Annotated in this window: 16 protein-coding genes; 4 read left to right on the forward strand and 12 right to left on the reverse strand. The window is 58.8% G+C overall.

Going from position 1 to position 18,097, the window contains the following annotated elements; translation table 11 throughout:
• The 3 genes from ACR0D9_RS08130 to ACR0D9_RS08140 form a co-directional block, all read right to left on the reverse strand.
• The gene (locus ACR0D9_RS08130; protein WP_267363929.1) at positions 1 to 987 is read right to left on the reverse strand and encodes a branched-chain amino acid ABC transporter permease; all 987 of its coding nucleotides are present in this window, start codon (positions 985 to 987) and stop codon (positions 1 to 3) included.
• A gap of 29 nt (positions 988 to 1,016) precedes the next feature.
• A complete protein-coding gene (locus ACR0D9_RS08135; RefSeq protein ID WP_267363930.1) occupies positions 1,017 to 1,835 on the reverse strand; it encodes an ABC transporter ATP-binding protein in 819 nt (272 codons plus the stop codon).
• Positions 1,836 to 1,913: 78 nt separating this feature from the next.
• On the reverse strand, positions 1,914 to 3,887 hold the full coding sequence (locus tag ACR0D9_RS08140) for an AMP-binding protein (protein WP_480528688.1): 1,974 nt from the start codon (positions 3,885 to 3,887) through the stop codon (positions 1,914 to 1,916).
• A 161-nt stretch (positions 3,888 to 4,048) separates the two neighbouring features.
• Here ACR0D9_RS08140 and ACR0D9_RS08145 point away from each other — a divergent pair, with 161 nt between their 5' ends.
• Positions 4,049 to 5,302, forward strand: coding sequence for an FkbM family methyltransferase (locus ACR0D9_RS08145; RefSeq protein WP_480538332.1), 1,254 nt, complete (start codon positions 4,049 to 4,051; stop codon positions 5,300 to 5,302).
• 248 nt (positions 5,303 to 5,550) lie between these two features.
• Here the strand turns inward: ACR0D9_RS08145 and ACR0D9_RS08150 are convergent, their stop codons facing one another.
• From ACR0D9_RS08150 to ACR0D9_RS08165, 4 genes are all read right to left on the reverse strand, one after another.
• Entirely contained in the window at positions 5,551 to 6,141 is a 591-nt protein-coding gene (locus ACR0D9_RS08150; protein ID WP_480538334.1) for a hypothetical protein, read from the reverse strand.
• Positions 6,142 to 6,262: 121 nt separating this feature from the next.
• Positions 6,263 to 6,661: an 8-oxo-dGTP diphosphatase MutT gene (gene mutT / locus ACR0D9_RS08155; protein WP_267363933.1), complete on the reverse strand. Its 399-nt coding sequence runs from the start codon at positions 6,659 to 6,661 to the stop codon at positions 6,263 to 6,265.
• Positions 6,658 to 7,884, reverse strand: coding sequence for a bifunctional glutamate N-acetyltransferase/amino-acid acetyltransferase ArgJ (gene argJ, locus ACR0D9_RS08160; protein ID WP_480538336.1), 1,227 nt, complete (start codon positions 7,882 to 7,884; stop codon positions 6,658 to 6,660). Before argJ ends, mutT begins: the two co-directional genes overlap by 4 nt.
• Before the next feature lie 5 nt (positions 7,885 to 7,889).
• Entirely contained in the window at positions 7,890 to 8,738 is an 849-nt protein-coding gene (locus ACR0D9_RS08165; protein WP_480538338.1) for a peptidylprolyl isomerase, read from the reverse strand.
• A gap of 177 nt (positions 8,739 to 8,915) precedes the next feature.
• On the opposite strand from ACR0D9_RS08165, the gene secA reads away from it, so the two are divergent.
• The 3 genes from secA (at position 8,916) to ACR0D9_RS08180 (ending at position 14,232) form a co-directional block, all read left to right on the forward strand.
• On the forward strand, positions 8,916 to 11,633 hold the full coding sequence (gene secA / locus ACR0D9_RS08170) for a preprotein translocase subunit SecA (protein WP_480538340.1): 2,718 nt from the start codon (positions 8,916 to 8,918) through the stop codon (positions 11,631 to 11,633).
• A 100-nt stretch (positions 11,634 to 11,733) separates the two neighbouring features.
• On the forward strand, positions 11,734 to 12,651 hold the full coding sequence (locus ACR0D9_RS08175; protein ID WP_480538342.1) for a hypothetical protein: 918 nt from the start codon (positions 11,734 to 11,736) through the stop codon (positions 12,649 to 12,651).
• A 24-nt stretch (positions 12,652 to 12,675) separates the two neighbouring features.
• Entirely contained in the window at positions 12,676 to 14,232 is a 1,557-nt protein-coding gene (locus ACR0D9_RS08180; RefSeq protein WP_480538344.1) for a phosphate ABC transporter substrate-binding/OmpA family protein, read from the forward strand.
• Between the two features lie 3 nt (positions 14,233 to 14,235).
• Here ACR0D9_RS08180 and radC read toward each other — a convergent pair whose 3' ends face one another.
• The 5 genes from radC to ACR0D9_RS08205 are packed head-to-tail and all read right to left on the reverse strand — an operon-like array spanning position 14,236 to position 18,089.
• Complete coding sequence (gene radC / locus ACR0D9_RS08185; protein ID WP_209506928.1) at positions 14,236 to 14,991, reverse strand: RadC family protein; 756 nt, start codon at positions 14,989 to 14,991, stop codon at positions 14,236 to 14,238.
• Positions 14,992 to 15,026: 35 nt separating this feature from the next.
• On the reverse strand, positions 15,027 to 15,761 hold the full coding sequence (locus ACR0D9_RS08190; RefSeq protein WP_480538346.1) for an ABC transporter permease: 735 nt from the start codon (positions 15,759 to 15,761) through the stop codon (positions 15,027 to 15,029).
• Positions 15,758 to 16,486, reverse strand: a complete 729-nt coding sequence (locus ACR0D9_RS08195) for an ABC transporter ATP-binding protein (protein ID WP_480538348.1) — start codon at positions 16,484 to 16,486, stop codon at positions 15,758 to 15,760. Before ACR0D9_RS08195 ends, ACR0D9_RS08190 begins: the two co-directional genes overlap by 4 nt.
• The gene (gene tenA, locus ACR0D9_RS08200) at positions 16,483 to 17,157 is read right to left on the reverse strand and encodes a thiaminase II (RefSeq protein WP_480538350.1); all 675 of its coding nucleotides are present in this window, start codon (positions 17,155 to 17,157) and stop codon (positions 16,483 to 16,485) included. The genes ACR0D9_RS08195 and tenA overlap by 4 nt, the downstream gene beginning before the upstream one ends.
• A complete protein-coding gene (locus tag ACR0D9_RS08205) occupies positions 17,154 to 18,089 on the reverse strand; it encodes an ABC transporter substrate-binding protein (RefSeq protein WP_480486973.1) in 936 nt (311 codons plus the stop codon). The genes tenA and ACR0D9_RS08205 overlap by 4 nt, the downstream gene beginning before the upstream one ends.
• Positions 18,090 to 18,097 lie beyond the last annotated feature (8 nt).

Consider the following 18,097-nt stretch of genomic DNA (forward strand, 5'->3'; position numbering starts at 1 on the left):
TTACACCCTCTCGATGATCTTCTCGCCGAACAGACCCTGCGGTCTAAACACCAGGAAGATCAGCGCCAGCACATAGGCGAACCAGTTCTCGGTCGCACCGCCGACCAGCGGGCCAACCGAGAATTCGAATAGCTTCTCGCCCACACCGATGATCAGTCCGCCGACGATGGCACCGGGGATCGAAGTGAACCCGCCCAGCATCAACACCGGCAGCGCCTTGAGTGCGATCAGCGACAGCGAGAACTGCACGCCCGATTTGGTGCCCCACATGATCCCCGCGACCAGCGCCACGAACCCGGCCACCGACCAGACCATGACCCAGATGAAGTTGAGCGAGATCCCGACCGAAAGTGCCGCCTGATGGTCATCTGCCACAGCACGCATGGCCCGGCCCTGTTTTGTGTACTGGCTGAAGGCCACCAGCGCCGCCACCAGAAGCGCCGCAATTACGGTTGCCACGATGTCGAGGTTGTCGATGAAGAAGCCATAGCCGAAGATGTTAAAGGTGACCTCGTCGATCCACAGGTTGATGCCCTGCGGCAGACCCACATCCAGCGTCTTGATCTCGGATCCCCACATCAGGTCGGCCACACCTTCAAGGAAATAGGCCAGACCGATCGTGGCCATGAACAGGATGATCGGCTCCTGCCCAACCAGATGTCGCATGACAAAGCGCTGCACACACCAGGCCAGCAGAACCATCACACCCATTGTCAGGATGATCGCCAGCAGGGCGGGGATGTTCCAGCCGAAGTTATAGACATGAGTGCCGAAGGTCGCGTTGATCAAATGCGCGAAAGGCACCTGCCCGTTCATGATCCCGACCAGTGTCATCGCCGCAAACAGGGCCATAACCCCTTGCGCGTAATTGAAAATCCCGGATGCCTTGTAGATCAGCACAAAGCCCAGCGCGACCAGCGCATAAAGCACCCCGGCCATCAGACCGTTAAGGATGACCTCCGTGGCAAAGATTAACTGCTCAGGCATATGTGCCTCCCCGGATATCTGCTTTGGTCTCAGTCATGGCTGACCCCCAGATAGGCGTCGATGACTTCCTGATTGTTGCGCACCTCGTCGGGTGTACCGTCACCAATCTTTTTTCCGTAATCCATCACGACCACGCGGTCGCTCAGGTCCATCACCACGCCCATATCGTGTTCGATCAGGGCGATGGTGGTGCCGAATTCGTCATTCACATCGAGGATAAAGCGGCTCATGTCCTCTTTCTCTTCGACATTCATGCCCGCCATCGGTTCATCCAGCAGCAAGAGCTTTGGTTCTGCCGCCAGTGCGCGGGCCAGTTCGACGCGTTTTTTCAGGCCATAAGGCAGGCGCGCAACGGGCGTCTTGCGGATGTGCTGGATTTCAAGGAAATCGATGATCTTCTCGACCGCCTCACGGTTTTCAACCTCTTCCGCCTCGGCCTTTCCCTTCCACCAGGCCTGCTGGAAGATGTTGGTCTGCATGAAGTTCAAACGCCCGGTCATGACGTTGTCCAAAACGCTCATCCCTTCGAACAGGGCGATGTTCTGGAACGTCCGCGCGATCCCCTGCTGCGCCACCTCAAAGGGCCGCATCGCTGGGCGTTTTGATCCGTGGAACCAGACCTCGCCTTCCTGCGGGACATAGAACCCCGAGATAACGTTCAGCATGGATGATTTTCCGGCCCCGTTCGGCCCGATGATGGCGCGAATTTCGCCTTCGCGAATATCGAACGAGATGTCCTTGATCGCCACGACGCCGCCAAAGCGCAGGGTGATGTTCTTCATTTCCATCACCACGCCGCCGATCTTGCGACCGTCTTCGGTGACATATCCTTCGGCGTTATCCAGCATCAGTCACTCCCTGACTTGCGCATAAACGGGATGGCGGGCGTGGCGATGGCCGCAGGTCTAGCGGTGCAATGGCGGCCCTCATTCCGCTGCCACCTTGTGCTGCGCACCCGGTACAACCGGCGCGTCCACGATTTTCAGTGTCGCGCTGATCGCTCCCTTGCGCCCATCTTCATAGGTCACTTCGGTCGTAGTCGACACGCTTTCGGACCCGTCATAAAGCGCCGCAATGATGTCGTGGAACTTCTCTTCGACAAACCCGCGCCGCACTTTCCGGGTGCGCGTCATCTCACCATCATCAGCGTCCAGTTCCTTGTGCAGAACGACAAAGCGATGCACCTGGCAACCGGACAGCATTTCATCAGCTGCTACCGATTTGTTGACCTCTTCCACATGCGCCCTGATCGTCTCTAACACACGCGGATGGCCTGCCAGTTCCTGATAGGAGGCATAGGCCACGTTGTTGCGTTCCGCCCAGTTGCCGACCGCTGTCAGGTCGATATTGATAAAGGCCACGCAGCGGTCCTTGCCGTTTCCGAACAGAACGACCTCGAGAATATCGGGATAGAATTTCAGCTTGTTCTCGACATATTTCGGCGCAAACATGGACCCGTCGGCCATTTTGCCCACGTCCTTGGCGCGGTCGATGATCCGCAGATGGCCGCTGCTTTCCTCGATGAACCCGGCATCACCCGTTGCCACCCAGCCTTCGGCATCTTTGGTCGATGCCGTGGAATCCGGGTTGTTGTAATATTCGACAAACACGCCGGGTGAGCGGTAATGGATCTCGCCCTTGTCGTCGATCCTGATCTCGACATCCGGCGCGGGCACGCCAACCGTGTCGGCCCGAACCTCGCCATCCGGCTGCACCGTGATGAAAACGGTTGCTTCGGTCTGGCCATAAAGCTGTTTCAGGTTGATGCCCAAAGATCTATAGAAATCAAAGATTTCCGGTCCGATCGCTTCACCCGCTGTATAACCAACCCGGAACCGGCCATAGCCCAGCGTATCCTTGAGCGGCCCGTAGACCAGCAGGTTACCCAGCGCGTATTTCATCCGGTCGCCAAACCCGACGGGTTTGCCATCCAGCAACTTGCCACCCACCTTTTTGGCATGCGCCATGAAGTGATGGAACATGCGCTGCTTCAGCTTGCTCGCATCCTCCATCCGGATCATTACATTGGTCAGCTGGCTTTCAAACACGCGCGGCGGGGCGAAGAAATAGGTCGGCCCGATTTCGCGCAGGTCGGTCATCATCGTGTCGGCGCTTTCCGGGCAGTTCACGCAGAACCCGCACCAATAGGCCTGACCGATGGAAAAGATGAAATCACCGACCCATGCCATCGGAAGATAGGAAAGGATATCTTCATCGCGGGTCAAATGGTCGAAAATCGCTGAATTCTTGGCGCTTTCGATCACGTTGCGGTTCGACAGAACCACCCCCTTGGGCTTGCCCGTTGTGCCCGAGGTATAAAGCATGACGCAGGTGTCGTTATAGGTGATCTCAGAGATGCGCTTGTCCAGCTCTGCATCAAACCGCTGATGTCCTGCCTGACCTTCGGCCATGAGATCTTCCAGCGCGTTCATCTGGCTGTGGTCGTATTTCCGCATCCCCCGCTTGTCGGTATAGAGGATGTGCTTGATCTGGTGCACTTTTTCCTGAATCTCGATGACCTTGTCGACCTGTTCCTGATCACCGCAGACGACATATTTCGCGCCGCAATGCTCCATCACATAGGTCATCTCTTCGGCGACTGCGTCCTGATACAGAGGCACCGGAACTGCACCGACCATCTGTGCTGCGACCATGGTCCAGTAATGTGCTGGCCGGTTGCGTCCGATCACGGCAATGTGGTCACCGCGCTCAACGCCAATTTCAAGAAATCCAAGGGCGAGCGCGCGAATTTCCTTGGCCGCTTCAGCCCAGGTCCAGCATTGCCAGATCCCAAATTCTTTTTCCCGATAGGCCGGGGCATCCCCGAACTGGGTCGCGTTGCGGTGTAGAAGCGCCGGAAGGGAATGCAACCCTTCGGCGCCCGACTGCGTCTGAGCCAATCTTTTTCTCCTCCCCATCCGGCCTCCTCAAAGCCGGAAATGGCGGATCCGGGAAAGCCCCCGGATGCCAGTGCCCCGATTTGGGACACTCGCACGATCAGCGTCAACTTTTTCCTGATGTTTTCTCAATTCTTACGAATTGTAACAGGTGCAGAGGGGTGATGTTACGTTTTGTACAATATGAACATGTCGGGCTATTGAACGGTTATGCGCTGCACAGGTTGTTATGCGGGTTCGACGAACAGGACGAAAATTGCGAAGAGGCACAACCAGAAGAGAGAGCAACTGCGCCATCTATTAATCTCAGAACGACGCGAAAATTGTCTCTGAAATCACAAACCTGCAACAACCACAGCTTCCGTTTTTCGCCACGGATAGCTGGACATTACCTGCTATCTATTCAAAGTGAGGCGACTTACAATTCATTTGAGGACAGAAGGTTGGGACTCAGGCGATTTTTCAGGCGGCATTTTCGCGCGCAAACTCATACTCCAGCGCAAAATCAGGAATACCAAGCAGGTGCCGGGCACCCTCTTTACAACTATGTTTGCGATTTTCCAGCTTTGGATCTAATTCGTGAGTTCGCCGAACCCAATCCGAAAGCAACAGACGGGGTGGTGACCAACTTTCTTGGCGTCAGAATTGAACCACGCGTGATGTCCAGCATCCTGGAACCCCTGGCAGGCAAGGTAGAACCTATTCCCGATCCGGGCAATTGGCATGCCGACATCGCAGAATGGGCGGCAACGCTTCTGTCTGTGAAAGAGGCCTCAGGTACTTACCGGATTATTGAACTTGGTTGCGGTTGGGGATGCTGGCTTAACAATATGGGCTTCGTCGCTAAAAAGAGAGGATTAAGTGTCGACCTGATCGGTATCGAAGGTGACAGCTCTCATCTGGAAAACGCCGAGCGCACGTTTCAACTGAACGGCTTCAACCCAAGTGAGTACCGCCTTGTCAATGGGGTGGCCGCCAGCAAAGAGGGCATCGCGCTTTTCCCAAAATACGAAGAGGCGCACGAAAACTGGGGCGCAGAGCCGATTTTCTATCCGGACGAAAAGGTTCTGGCCGAATCCCGCGCCAAAGGTGACTATATAGAGCTGAATTGTTATACGCTTGAAACCCTGTCTAATGGCGAAGCTGTCGATCTGCTACACATCGATATTCAGGGCTCGGAGCTGGACTTTGTGCAGAGCAACTTCGACGGCATAGAAAATCTTGTAAAGCGCGTGTTTATCGGAACGCACTCTCGCTATCTTGAAGGCGCTTTGCAGGAGTTTTTCCTGACAAAGGGATGGACGCTCGAAATGGACCGCCCCGTAATTCACAGGTTGATCGAAGGTCGCCCACAGATCGAAATTGATGGCGTGCTGCAGTTCAAAAACCCGAACCACGACAAGCTACCGCTTCATTGACAGAAATGCGGTTTGCGTCTGGCGTTTGGCGCTATTGGTTTCTTGTGACGGTGCGGGAATGCCGCGCCGTCCAATGACCGTCTGTATTTAGCAGCCGCATCATCTTTTACATTATACAGCTATCCAGATTAGCTTTGACCTATAAGTGGTATCCGGTAGCCTTGGGCTTTACCGTACAAAACAGGTCCCGTGTGCAGCAGGGATGCCGGACCGGCAAACAGAATTCGACCTTCGGCAGGTTGGCGCGGTTACTGATACTTAGCTTTTAATGCTGCTTTTTTAAAACGACCAACAGATGTTGAGCGCAACGTGTACAGCAACCCCAAAAGTTTCGTGTTCAAGGGCATTGTCTTATCGCGGTAAACGAGGCTTGCCTCATAGGGCTTGTTGGCGTCGCAAAGTTCAATGATTTCGCCTGCGGCCAAAACCATCTCGTCCATCAGGGCTTCGGCGGCTTCCGCCTTGCTTGCCTCATCCTCTGAAATTGTTTTGTCTCTTTGGGACTTTCGGCGGAAATCCACAATGGCGGCGGGCACGTATTCAGTGACCCGATTTCTGAATCGCGTCATGTCAGAGCCATTGGCCTGAGTGCCGTCCGATTTGGTGTAGGAGTTGTAATCACCGTATAGGGCCAGGATCGTACTTGTCTGGTGAAACAAAAGATCCTGCCGCGCAAAATCGAGTTCAACGTAGCGGTCAATTCGGGCCTGTTCTTCGATCATGACCGTTATCGAAGCCTTCGCATCATCTGCTTTGGCACCATGAACCGCTGAAATAAGAAAGGCCAAAATCAAAACAATCCTGGGCACCCAAAGCTGTGCAACTCGACTTGCAATCATCTTGCAATCATAACGAGGTACTCCTTCACCATTGAGAAAGCACTCGAACACTACCACAAATCGGCAAATAAATCCGCCAAGCTGTAATCCGGGCCGTTTGCGCCTGACGCCCTTTGAGCCCTTACAACCAATCCCGCAGGATCGGGATCAGTGGCACATCCGCGGCGGGCATGGGGTAGTTGCGCAGGTCATTTGCGCGGACCCATTTCAGCGCCTGCCCCTCTTTCGACTGCGGGATGCCCTGCCATTTGCGGCAGGCGAACAGCGGCATCAGCAGGTGGAAATCGTCATAGCTGTGGCTGGCAAAGGTCAGGGGGGCGAGGCACGAGGCCCAGGTGTCGATGCCCAGTTCCTCGTGCAATTCGCGGATCAGGGCGGCTTCGGGGGTTTCGCCGGGTTCGATCTTGCCGCCGGGAAATTCCCAAAGACCGGCCATGGATTTACCCTCGGGGCGTTGGGCCAGCAGCACCCGGCCCTCGATGTCGATCAGGGCGACCGCAGAGACCAACACGGTTTTCACGAGCGGTAATCCGCGTTGATCTCGATATATCCGTGGGTCAGATCGCAGGTCCAGACGGTGGATTTGCCCGCGCCCAGACCCAGATCAACGGCGATGACCAGATCCTGACCTTTCATATAAGCGGCGGCTGCGTCTTCGCTGTAATCGGGGCTGACCCAGCCTTTTTCGGCCACAAGGATGTCGCCGAACGAAATGCTCAGCAGGTCGCGATCCGCCGCGGCACCGGATTTACCGATGGCCATGACGATACGGCCCCAGTTCGGATCTTCGCCCGCGATGGCGGTTTTGACCAGCGGAGAGTTGGCGATGGCAAGGCCATGGATCTTGGCGTCAGCGTCTGTTGCGGCCCCTGTCACGCGGATCTCGACGAATTTCGTGGCACCTTCGCCATCGCGCACCACTTGCTGGGCCAGATCCAGCATCACAGCCTCCAGCGCCTCGGCGAAGGCCGCGTTGCCGGTGGCGTCCACACCCGAAGCGCCGGTGGCGCACAGCAGCAGGCTGTCCGAGGTGGATGTATCGCTGTCCACGGTGATGCAGTTGAACGTCCGGTCTGTCTGCGCACCCAGCATCGCCTGCAACGCCGATTGTTCGACCCGGGCGTCGGTAAAGATATAGACCAGCATGGTCGCCATATCGGGCGCAATCATGCCGGAACCCTTAGAAATCCCCGCAATAGAGACTGTTTTGCCATCAATTTCGACCTGCGCCACGGCCCCTTTCGGGAAGGTGTCCGTGGTCATGATCGCGCGTGCGGCGTCTTCGATCGCGTGACGGCTAAGACCCGCCTTCAGCGTTTCAAGCTTGGCAATGATGCGGTCATGAGCCAGCGGTTCACCAATCACGCCGGTTGAGGAGGTAAAGACCCGCTCGACCGGAACACCTGTCGCCTTCGAGACGGCCTGCGTCACCTCGGCCACCGAGGTCTGACCATAATGCCCGGTAAAGGCATTGGCATTGCCCGAGTTCACCAGGATCGCCGCCGGGCCATCGTTGGGCCCGCCGATCTTGTCCTGACAATCCAGAACCGGGGCGGCACGCGTGGCTGAACGGGTAAAGACCCCGGCCACAGATGTGCCCGGGTCCAGCACGGCCAGCATGACATCCGTGCGGCCCTGATATCGCACGCCCGCCGCGACGGTGGCGAACCGCACACCGTCAATTGCAGGCAAATCAGGGAAGGACGCTGGCGCCAGCGGCGAAACCTTGGTGATCTTGGCCACGGGGATTACTCCTGAATCAGGTCCAGCTGGCGCAGGACTTCGGGTCCGGCACCTTCCAAAGCGGGGCGGTCGATCTGTGCCTGCTGTGTCAGTTCATCGATGCGCGCCTGAATGGCGTCCTGCTGAACGGTCTGTGCAAGCTCTTCGCGCACGGCATCCAGCGCGGGCGCTTCGGTTTTGCGCTTGTCGTTCAACTTGACCACATGCCAGCCAAACTGCGTCTGAACCGGATCGGACACCTGCCCTTTTTCGAGCGCGACCACGGCTGTTTCGAATTCCGGTACCATCTGGCCCTTGCCGAACCAGCCCAGAGCACCGCCATTGGGGCCGGACGGGCCGGTGGAGTGCGCGCGCGCGAGCTCGGCGAAATCGGCGCCGTCATCAAGCTGCGCCTTGAGGTCGTTGGCCTGTTCTTCGGTCTCGACCAGAATGTGGCTGGCATCGAATTCGTCTTCACCCGCGAAATCGTTGTACTGCGCGTCGTAGGCTGCCTGAATGGCCTCGTCCGTGACAACGGTATCGGTCAGGGCTGTGACGGTCTGAACCGCCAGAAGTGAGCGTTCTTCATTTTTCAGCCGCAGCGTGTTCAGTTTGTTCAGCCCGTCCTGCTGTTGCCCCAGCAATTGCTGCTGGATCAGCTGTTCCAGCACGAAGTCGAACAATACGTCATCTTCGGCCTGCTGGTACTGCGGCGGCAGGGCGGCAACGGTAGCGATCACGTGACCCAAAGTGATCTCATCCCCGTTCACACGCGCCACCACAGTGGATGCATCCGGCTGGGTTTCAGCGGCCAGCGGCAAGGCCATCATGGCGGTCAGAGCCAGCGATGGCAGAAAAGTGAGGCCTTTGGGCATTGAATCATCCTATTTCCTTGCCGCGGCAGGGCGCAGCGTTGACACTCTGGAACCTGCCGCTTACATCGCTTTGAAGCCTTGGACAGGGCCGCCTTTCACCCCCCGTATCTATGGGTTGCGCGCAAGGTGGGCAAGCCTGTCAAAAACCAAGACAAGAACAGATCCGCTGGAGTGAACATGCTGGGACTCGGAACGCTCGCCAAAAAGGTGTTCGGAACACCGAACGACCGCAAGATCAAGGCGACCCGCCCCCTGATCGAAAAGATCAACGCGCTGGAACCCGAGTTCGAGAAACTGTCCGATCAGGGCCTGATCGACAAGACAGAAGACCTGCGCAAACGCGCGCTGGATGGCGAAAGCCTTGACGATCTGCTGCCCGAAGCCTTTGCCAACGTGCGCGAAGGCGCCCGCCGCGCGCTGGGGCTGCGCGCCTTTGACGTGCAGCTGATGGGCGGTGTTTTCCTGCATCAGGGTAACATCTCGGAAATGAAGACGGGTGAGGGCAAGACATTGGTCGCGACCCTCCCTGCCTATCTGAACGCGCTGACCGGCAAGGGCGTGCATGTGGTCACGGTGAACGAATACCTGGCCAAGCGCGACGCGGAATGGATGGGCAAGGTGTTTGCTGCCGTAGGCATGACCACAGGCGTGATCTGGTCGGGCCAGCCTGACGCGGAAAAACTGGCCGCCTATTCCTGCGACATCACCTATGCCACCAACAACGAGCTGGGTTTTGACTATCTGCGCGACAACATGAAGGCCGATCTGGAGCAGGTTTACCAGAAGCACCACAATTTCGCGATTGTGGACGAGGTCGATTCGATCCTGATCGACGAGGCGCGGACGCCGCTGATCATCTCGGGTCCGGCACAGGACCGCTCGGACCTGTATACCGCCATCGATGCGCTGATCCCGAGTCTGACCGACGAACACTACACGTTGGACGAAAAGGCCCGCAACGTGACCTTCACGGATGAGGGCAACGAGTTTCTGGAGCAGCAGCTGTTGGCTGCCGGCCTGATTCCTGAAGGCCATTCGCTGTATGACCCGGAAAGCACGACCGTGGTGCATCACGTGAATCAGGGTCTGCGCGCGCACAAGCTGTTCCAGCGCGACAAGGATTACATCGTGCGCGACGGCAATGTCGTTCTGATCGACGAATTCACGGGCCGCATGATGCCGGGCCGCCGCCTGTCCGAGGGCCTGCATCAGGCCATCGAAGCCAAGGAAAACGTGCAGATTCAGCCTGAGAACGTGACGCTGGCCAGTGTGACCTTCCAGAACTATTTCCGCCTTTACGACAAGCTGGGCGGCATGACCGGGACCGCCCTGACCGAGGCCGAGGAATTTGCCGAGATTTACGGCCTGGGCGTGGTTGAGGTTCCGACCAACAAGCCGATTGCCCGTGTGGACGAGGATGATCAGGTCTATCGCACCGCCATGGAAAAATATGGCGCGATGATCGAAGAGACCAAATTGGCGCAGGAAAAGGGTCAGCCGGTTCTGCTGGGGACGACCTCGATCGAGAAATCGGAACTGCTGAGCCAGATGCTGACCAAGGAAGGCATCGCCCATAACGTTCTGAACGCCCGCCAGCACGAGCAGGAGGCGCAGATTGTCGCTGATGCCGGCCGTCTGGGCGCGGTGACCATCGCCACCAACATGGCCGGTCGCGGCACCGACATTCAGCTGGGCGGCAATGTCGAGATGAAGGTGCTGCAAGCGATTGCGGACAACCCCGAGGCTGATCCGTCGGAGCTGCGCGCCGCAGAAGAGGCGCGCCACGCGGAAGAAAAAGAAAAGGTTCTGGCCGCAGGGGGCCTTTATGTGATGGCGTCCGAACGCCATGAAAGCCGCCGCATCGACAACCAGCTGCGCGGCCGTTCGGGCCGTCAGGGCGATCCGGGCCGTACCGTATTCTACCTGAGCCTTGAAGACGACCTGATGCGCATCTTTGGCTCGGAACGGCTGGACAAGGTGCTGACCACGTTGGGCATGAAAGAAGGCGAGGCGATCATTCACCCCTGGGTGAACAAGTCGCTGGAACGCGCGCAGTCCAAGGTCGAGGGCCGCAACTTTGACATGCGCAAGAACGTTCTGAAATTCGACGACGTGATGAACGATCAGCGCAAGGTAATCTTTAGCCAGCGCCGCGAAATCATGTCGGCCAATGACCTGTCCGAGATCGTCTCGGATATGCGCGAGCAGGTGATTGACGATCTGATTGACGAATACATGCCGCCGAAATCCTATGCGGATCAGTGGGATACCGACGGTCTGCATGCGGCGATCAAGGACAAGCTGACCATCGACGCCCCGGTTCAGGACTGGGCTGCCGAAGAAGGTGTGGATGACGAGCAGGTGCGCGAGCGCCTGGTCAAGGCCGCAGATGAGATGATGGCCCAGAAGGCGGTTGCCTTTGGTCCCGAAAACATGCGCAACATCGAAAAGCAGGTGCTGTTGCAGACCATCGACAGCAAATGGCGCGAGCATCTGCTGACGCTGGAACATCTGCGCTCGGTCGTGGGTTTCCGCGGCTATGCCCAGCGCGATCCGCTGAACGAATACAAAAACGAAAGCTTCCAGCTGTTCGAATCCATGCTGGACGGTTTGCGGGAAACCGTGACACAGCAATTGTCGCGCGTGCGTCCACTGACCGAAGAAGAGCAAAAGGAAATGCTGGCGCAGATGGCGGCGCAACAAGCACAGGCACAGCAGGCCGTGGACAAGGCCGCGAGTCAGGCCGAGGCCAAGGCCGAAGCTGCGGCGTCAGGCGATGCCCTGCCGGGGTTTGACGAGAGTGATCCGTCGACCTGGGGTAACCCGTCGCGAAACGACCTGTGCCCCTGCGGATCCGGCAAGAAGTTCAAACACTGCCACGGCAGATTGACCTGACGTTAACACCCTTTAATCACAATGAGTCCGTCTCGCGGCCACAAATTGGCCGCGATTGGTGGCGAGAGTGCAAGCTGCTCCTTCAACTGGGGAGGGTGTCTTGTTTGTAGTTCGCAACTACGTAACCATGTGCGGAACGGTCGCTTGTGCCCTGGGCATAGGCTATCTGATGCAGAACGGACCGGCTGCGCAGCAGAACCGCGCGCAGGGCGGTGTCGATGTGGCCTCTGTGGCCGATCAGTCTTCGATCCTGTCGGGACTGGACAGTATCGTTCTGACTTCGGCCACCGCATCAGATGCTGATCCGGTCACTGTTACACCGGCACCCCGCGCTGTACCTGTAGCCCCCAAGACATCGAACTGCCGGATCAGCGCGCACGCAAACGCAGCACCCGGTGCCATGGCGCACCTGTCGCTGAAAGCGCCCTGCCACAAGAACGAGCGGATTGAAATTCACCATAGCGGCCTGACTGTTAGCCAGATGACGGATGCCAGCGGCGCGCTGGACATGGCGATCCCGGCCCTTTCGGAATACGCGATCTTCCTGTTTTCTTTCGAAGATGAAACAGGCACCGTCGCCACCACTCACGTTCCCGAAATCGCCGGTTTTGATCGTGTTGTCCTGCAATGGCAGGGTGATACCGAGTTGCAGATTCATGCGCTGGAATTTGGTGCCAGCTATGGCGCGGATGGCCATGTCTGGGATGACGCATCTGCCGAAGGCGCCGGAGAGGTTGTGCGTCTGGGCCAGTCCGGTTCCGGGATCACTCAGAATATCGAAGTGTATTCTTTCCCGGCCAGTACATCGGAACAGTCGGGCACGATTGACCTGACTGTCGAGGCCGAAGTGACCGATGCAAATTGCGGCCACACGCTGAACGTGCAGTCGCTGGAGTTGTTGTCGGACCGCCGCCTGCGGTCGCGCGACATGTCAGTGACCCTGCCGGATTGTTCGCGCGCGGGCGAGTTTCTGGTGTTGAATAATCTGCTCTCAGACCTGACAATCGCGGCAAAGTAATCCGCAGGCAGGCTTGAACCTCTTATGACATTTTTCCGTGTGGCGGTGGCTGCGCTGTTTTCCGTGACGGTGGCGACCGGTGCTTTTGGGCAGGACATCACACTGACCTCGCATGATGGCAAGGTCGAAGTGACCGGCAATCTGCTGAGCTTTGACGGTGAGTTCTATCGCGTCGATACGCAATTCGGGACGTTGACCGTGGATGGCTCGGGCGTCACTTGTGAGGGGCCCGCCTGCCCCAACCTGATCGATTTCGTCGCCGAAGTGCAGTTTTCCGGATCATCGGTGATGGCGGAAACGGTGCTGCCCGCCCTGATCATCGGCTTTGCCCGTCAGGAAGACCTGACCGCGACTCCCGCCCGCGTGGATGAGGACACCTTTGTTTACGAGCTGCATCAGGCAGGTCGGGCGGCGCCGCTGGCACGGTTTTTCTTTGACGTGGGCACCACGGATCGCGGGTTCAGTGATCTGATCGCAGACCGGGCGGATATCGTGATGGCCCTGCGCGAGATGCGCGAGGCTGAGCGGGAGGCTGCCGAGGCTGCGGGGTTGGGCGATCTGAAGCGCGCCCGTCGGTCGCGGGTCATTGCACTGGATGCCATGGTCCCGGTCGTGGCCCCCGACAGCGTGATGCGGCAGGTTTCTCTGGCAGATATGGCTCGTATTCTGTCCGGAGAGATCAGCAACTGGGCACAGCTGGGTGGGCCGGATGCCCCTATTGCACTGCATGTGCCAGAGGCCGGGTCGGGTCTGGCGCAGGCGGTCGAGGATCAGATTCTGAAAACCGCCGGTGTGGACCTGACCGATACGGCGATCCGCCACAATCGCATACATGACCTGACCGCGGCCGTGGCAAAGGATCCGTTTTCCATCGGGGTCGCCAGCAAGGCATCGGCCCATGGCACCCGCGCTTTGCCGTTGACCGGCGGGTGCGGGCATCCGCTGGCCGCGACCCGCCAGTCGATCAAGACTGAAGATTACCCGCTGAATTTGCCCATGTTCCTGTATCTGCCGGAACGACGCCTGCCCCGGATTGCGCGGCAGTTTCTGGCCTATAGCCAAAGCCCCGAGGCGCAGATGGCCATACGTGACGCAGGATATGTGGATCAATCGGCTGAAACCCTGCCGGTTGGCGTGCAGGGGGACCGGCTTGCCAATGCGGTCGTCACTGGTGGAACTGAGGTTGGGCTTGAGGAATTGCAACGCATGATCAAGACCCTGCGCCCCCTGTCGCGCCTGTCCCTGTCGGTTCGGTTCGAACCCGGATCGTCCCGCCCGGACGCGCAGTCGCGCGCCAATATTCAGCAGCTGGCACAAATGCTGGACGCGGGTACGTTGCAGGCACGCAAGGTTGTGTTTGCAGGCTTCAGCGATGGGGACGGGGGTGCCGTTTCAAATGCCCGCATCGCCCTGAGGCGCGCGCAAACCGTGCGAAACGCGGTTATCGCCGCGCTTGAAGCCCCGATCCCTGACAGTATCGCGGTTACCGCCGAAGGGTTTGGCGAGGCGATGCCCATGGCCTGCGACGACACCGAATGGGGCCGCAAGGTCAACCGGCGGGTCGAGATTTGGGTGCAGTAACCGCTAGAGATACCCTTCGGAGCGAAAGCTGAGCTCGGTCGATTTGCCGATGATCAGGTGGTCATGCAGGGTCAGCCCCAGGGCGGAACAGGCATCCTGTATGCGGTTGGTCATGTCGATGTCCGACTGTGACGGCGTTGGGTCGCCCGAAGGATGGTTGTGCACCAGGATCAAGGCCGAGGCATTCAGCTCCAGCGCCCGTTTGGCCACTTCGCGCGGATAGACGGGCACGTGATCCACGGTGCCTTTGGCCTGTTCCTCATCCGCGATCAGGACGTTCTTGCGATCCAGATAGAAAACGCGAAATTGCTCGGTCTCGCGATGCGCCATTGTTGTATGGCAGTAATCCAGCAGCGCGTCCCAGCTGGATATCACGTGCCGTTGCATCACCCGCGCCCGTGCCATCCGATGCGCGCAGGCTTCGAGGATTTTCAGATCGGTGATGACCGTATCACCAACGCCCTTGATCTGGCGCAGCCGTTCTTCGGGCGCTGTCAACACGCGGTTGAAATCGCCAAAGGCATTCATCAATGCGCGCGCCAGTGGTTTCACATCCTGCCGCGGGATGGACCGGAATAAAACCAGCTCCAGCAACTCATAATCCGGGATCGCCGCCGACCCGCCCGCCATGAACCGTTCACGCAGCCGCTTGCGATGGTCTTTGATGTAGGAGGGTAACCGACCATTCGGCAGCGGCTGCGCTGGCGCTTCGTCCGTATCAAACAGCATGGGGGCTTCGGCAAAGGCGTCCTGTGTCATGCGTTTACCCTGTCGCAGAATCACTTTCCGAAAGGTTAACGCGCCTCTCCTGCCATACGCGCGGTGGCGCGGCGGACAATCATGTGCAGAAGGATCGAAAACACGCCCAGCGTCAGCATCGCCGCAAACATCAGGTCCGTCTTGGCGCGGCCATTGGCCAGCAGCATCAGATATCCCAGACCTTGCGATGAACCGACCCATTCGCCGATCACGGCACCGATCGGCGCATACACCGCCGCAAGCCGCATCCCCGAGGCCAGAGACGGCAACGCCGCAGGGATACGGATGTGCCACAACACAGCGCGCTTGCCCGCCTGCATCGTGCGCGCAAGGTCCAGATACCCCTGCGGTGTCCGCATCAAACCGTCAAAAAAGGACGACGTGATCGGGAAATAGATGATCAGCACCGCCATCGCGACCTTGGACAACAGGCCATAGCCCAGCCACAGGGTCAGCAACGGGGCCAGCGCAAAGACCGGCAGGGCCTGAGTGAACACCAGCATTGGCTGTACCAGAACCCGTGCGGCGCGGGAATTGGCCAGCTGCAATGCGGTGACAACGCCCAGCAGCGTGCCGCAGGCAAGGCCGATAATGACCTCGATGGCTGTGATCCAGGTGTGTTCTGCAATCAGCCAGCGGTTCTGCCACCAGGTCTCGGCAACCACTGCGGGACCGGGCAGGATGAATTTTGGCAATCCTGTCAGGGTCACGATCCCCTGCCAGATGGCAAGGGCAAACAGGGTTGCTGCCAGAACAGAGAGGGACTTCATAACCCGCCCTCCCGCAGCAGCCGCAAAAGCGCGCCTTGTGTTTCCAGCGTCTGCAGATCATCCACGCTGCGCGGGGCCGGAGCAACCGGCGGGTCGCACGGCGTCAGCCCGTGCTGTGTCATGACGACGATGGATTGCCCCAGACGCGCGGCCTCGCCCGGATCGTGGGTCACCAGAAGGACGGTGCGGCCTTTCAGCGCCTCGGCGGCCAGATCCTGCATATCGGCACGGGTTCGGGCATCAAGGGCGGAAAAGGGTTCGTCCAGCAACACAATCGGCCGGTCTTCCATCAGGGTGCGGGCCAGTGCCACGCGCTGACGCTGCCCGCCCGAAAGCTCGGGCGGTTTCTTGGTCATATGGTCCTGCAACCGCATCCGTTCGATCAGGCGGTCACGCCGGTCAACGTCAACTTTCTCGCCCCGCAGCCGCGCGCCCAACGAGACGTTCTGCGCAACACTCGCCCAAGGCAGCAACAGGTCGTCCTGCGCCATATATGCAACCCGGTCTGAAACCGGCTGGCCATCGCTGGCGGTGATCCGGCCCGAGAATTCAGCCCCGGTTTCCAGCCCGGCAATCAGCCGCAAGACCGTAGTTTTGCCAACACCCGATCCGCCCAGCAGACAGGTCCACGCCCCGGCGTCAAGCGTCAGGGTCAGCGGTGCGAACAGAGTTGCACCGTCGATCGTGGCTGTGCCGCTGATGGTCAGATCGGGCGCCGGGGTCATGGGGTCAGACCCATCTGCCAGAAATTGACCTCCAATTCCGTGGCCGTGCGGAACGTCCGGCACAAACGATCCCAGCGGGGCGAAGACTGAAAATCCGCCCCAATCCGCCTTGTTAGAGCCGAATCCAGCAACTCGCCCACGGCGGCGCAGGCGTTCTGATAGCCCTCGTCCGCATAGGTATCGATCCAGCCGCGATAGGATGTTGATGTTGCCTCCGCAGACAGGCGGGTGCCAATCTCACCATATCCCATGACGCAGGGTGCAAGTGCTGCCAGAAGATCCAGCAGATCACCGCTATAGCCCGCCTCGAGGACAAAGCGGGTATAGGCCAGATTTTCGGGCCGTTCCGGCGTTGCAAACAGATCGGACTGCGAGATGCCTTCTGCTTCGCAAATGCCGATATGCAGCTTCATCTCTTCGCTGATCAGGCCGTTCACGGTACGCGACGCCGCCAACATTTCAGCATGTGTTTCCGATTTCACCACGGCCAGCGCCCAGGCGCGCGAGAAGTGGATCAGGAACACGTAGTCCTGACGCAGATAGTGCAGGAACGCCGGACGTGGCAGGGTGCCGTCTTTCAGGGCTTCGACAAAAGCGTGGCGGGTGTAATCCCGCCACGGCCCCTGCGCCGCATCGCGCATCAGCGCAAAGGCTTTGCCATAATCGCTCATTGCGCGGTGACGTCGATGGCTATGTCGCTGACGGGCAGGACAGTATCGATCATGCCGCTGTCGTTCAGGAACGCTTCGAACCGGGCATAACGGCCAGCGTCAAACCCGGCGGGACGCAGGGCAAAGCGCGGCAGCGTGTCGACCCATGCGCGCGCGTTCAACTCGTCCTGCAGCTCGGGCGAGGTGGCCGAGAAGACCTCCCAGCTTTTTTCCGGGTTGTTGACGATGTACTGAGTCGCTTTTTCGGTCGCGGCCAGGAAACGGGCGATCTTGTCTTTGTCCATCGTATCGGGGTTGGCGACATAGATCAGTTCGTCATAAGACGGCACGCCTTCTTCCTCGATATAGAAACAGGTGCCGGGGCGGCCTTCGATATCCATCTGGTTCAGTTCGAAGTTGCGATAGGCGCCAATCACCGCGTCCACCTGACCGGTCATCAGCGAGGGCGAGAGTGAGAAATTCACGTTGATCATTTCAACATCATCCAGCGCGACTTCGTATTTGCCAAGCACAGTGCTGAGGATGGCCTCTTCCACACCGGCGACGGAAAAGCCGATTTTCTTGCCCTTGAGGTCAGCGGGCGATTTGATCGGGCCGTCTTTCAGAACCAGCAGGCAGTTCAGGGGCGTCGCGACCAGCGTGCCGACCCGTTTCAGCGGCAGCCCTTCGTGGATCTGCAAATGCAGCTGCGGCTGATAGGATACCGCCAGATCCGCCTGACCGGCAGCAACCAGACGCGGCGGCGCGGACGGGTCGGCGGGGGCAACGACTTCGACCTGCAATCCCTGCTCGGCGAAATAGCCGTTTTCCTGCGCCACGATGATGGGCCCGTGGTCGGGGTTGATGAACCAGTCCAGCAGGACGGTCATCTTGTCTTCGGCCCAGGCCGGCGCGGCGGCCAGAAGGGCAAGGGCTGTCATCAGCTTTTTCATATCTCACG

This window comes from Ruegeria sp. AK11 (genome assembly GCF_056541095.1).

Coding starts and splice junctions, on each gene's coding strand:
- ACR0D9_RS08130 (WP_267363929.1), bottom strand. CDS start 987: ATGCCTGAGCAGTTAATCTTTGCCACGGAGGTCATCCTTAACGGTCTG.
- ACR0D9_RS08135 (WP_267363930.1), bottom strand. CDS start 1,835: ATGCTGGATAACGCCGAAGGATATGTCACCGAAGACGGTCGCAAGATC.
- ACR0D9_RS08145 (WP_480538332.1), top strand. CDS start 4,049: ATGTTACGTTTTGTACAATATGAACATGTCGGGCTATTGAACGGTTAT.
- ACR0D9_RS08150 (WP_480538334.1), bottom strand. CDS start 6,141: ATGATTGCAAGTCGAGTTGCACAGCTTTGGGTGCCCAGGATTGTTTTG.
- ACR0D9_RS08165 (WP_480538338.1), bottom strand. CDS start 8,738: ATGCCCAAAGGCCTCACTTTTCTGCCATCGCTGGCTCTGACCGCCATG.
- secA (WP_480538340.1), top strand. CDS start 8,916: ATGCTGGGACTCGGAACGCTCGCCAAAAAGGTGTTCGGAACACCGAAC.
- ACR0D9_RS08180 (WP_480538344.1), top strand. CDS start 12,676: ATGACATTTTTCCGTGTGGCGGTGGCTGCGCTGTTTTCCGTGACGGTG.
- radC (WP_209506928.1), bottom strand. CDS start 14,991: ATGACACAGGACGCCTTTGCCGAAGCCCCCATGCTGTTTGATACGGAC.
- ACR0D9_RS08190 (WP_480538346.1), bottom strand. CDS start 15,761: ATGAAGTCCCTCTCTGTTCTGGCAGCAACCCTGTTTGCCCTTGCCATC.
- ACR0D9_RS08195 (WP_480538348.1), bottom strand. CDS start 16,486: ATGACCCCGGCGCCCGATCTGACCATCAGCGGCACAGCCACGATCGAC.
- tenA (WP_480538350.1), bottom strand. CDS start 17,157: ATGAGCGATTATGGCAAAGCCTTTGCGCTGATGCGCGATGCGGCGCAG.
- ACR0D9_RS08205 (WP_480486973.1), bottom strand. CDS start 18,089: ATGAAAAAGCTGATGACAGCCCTTGCCCTTCTGGCCGCCGCGCCGGCC.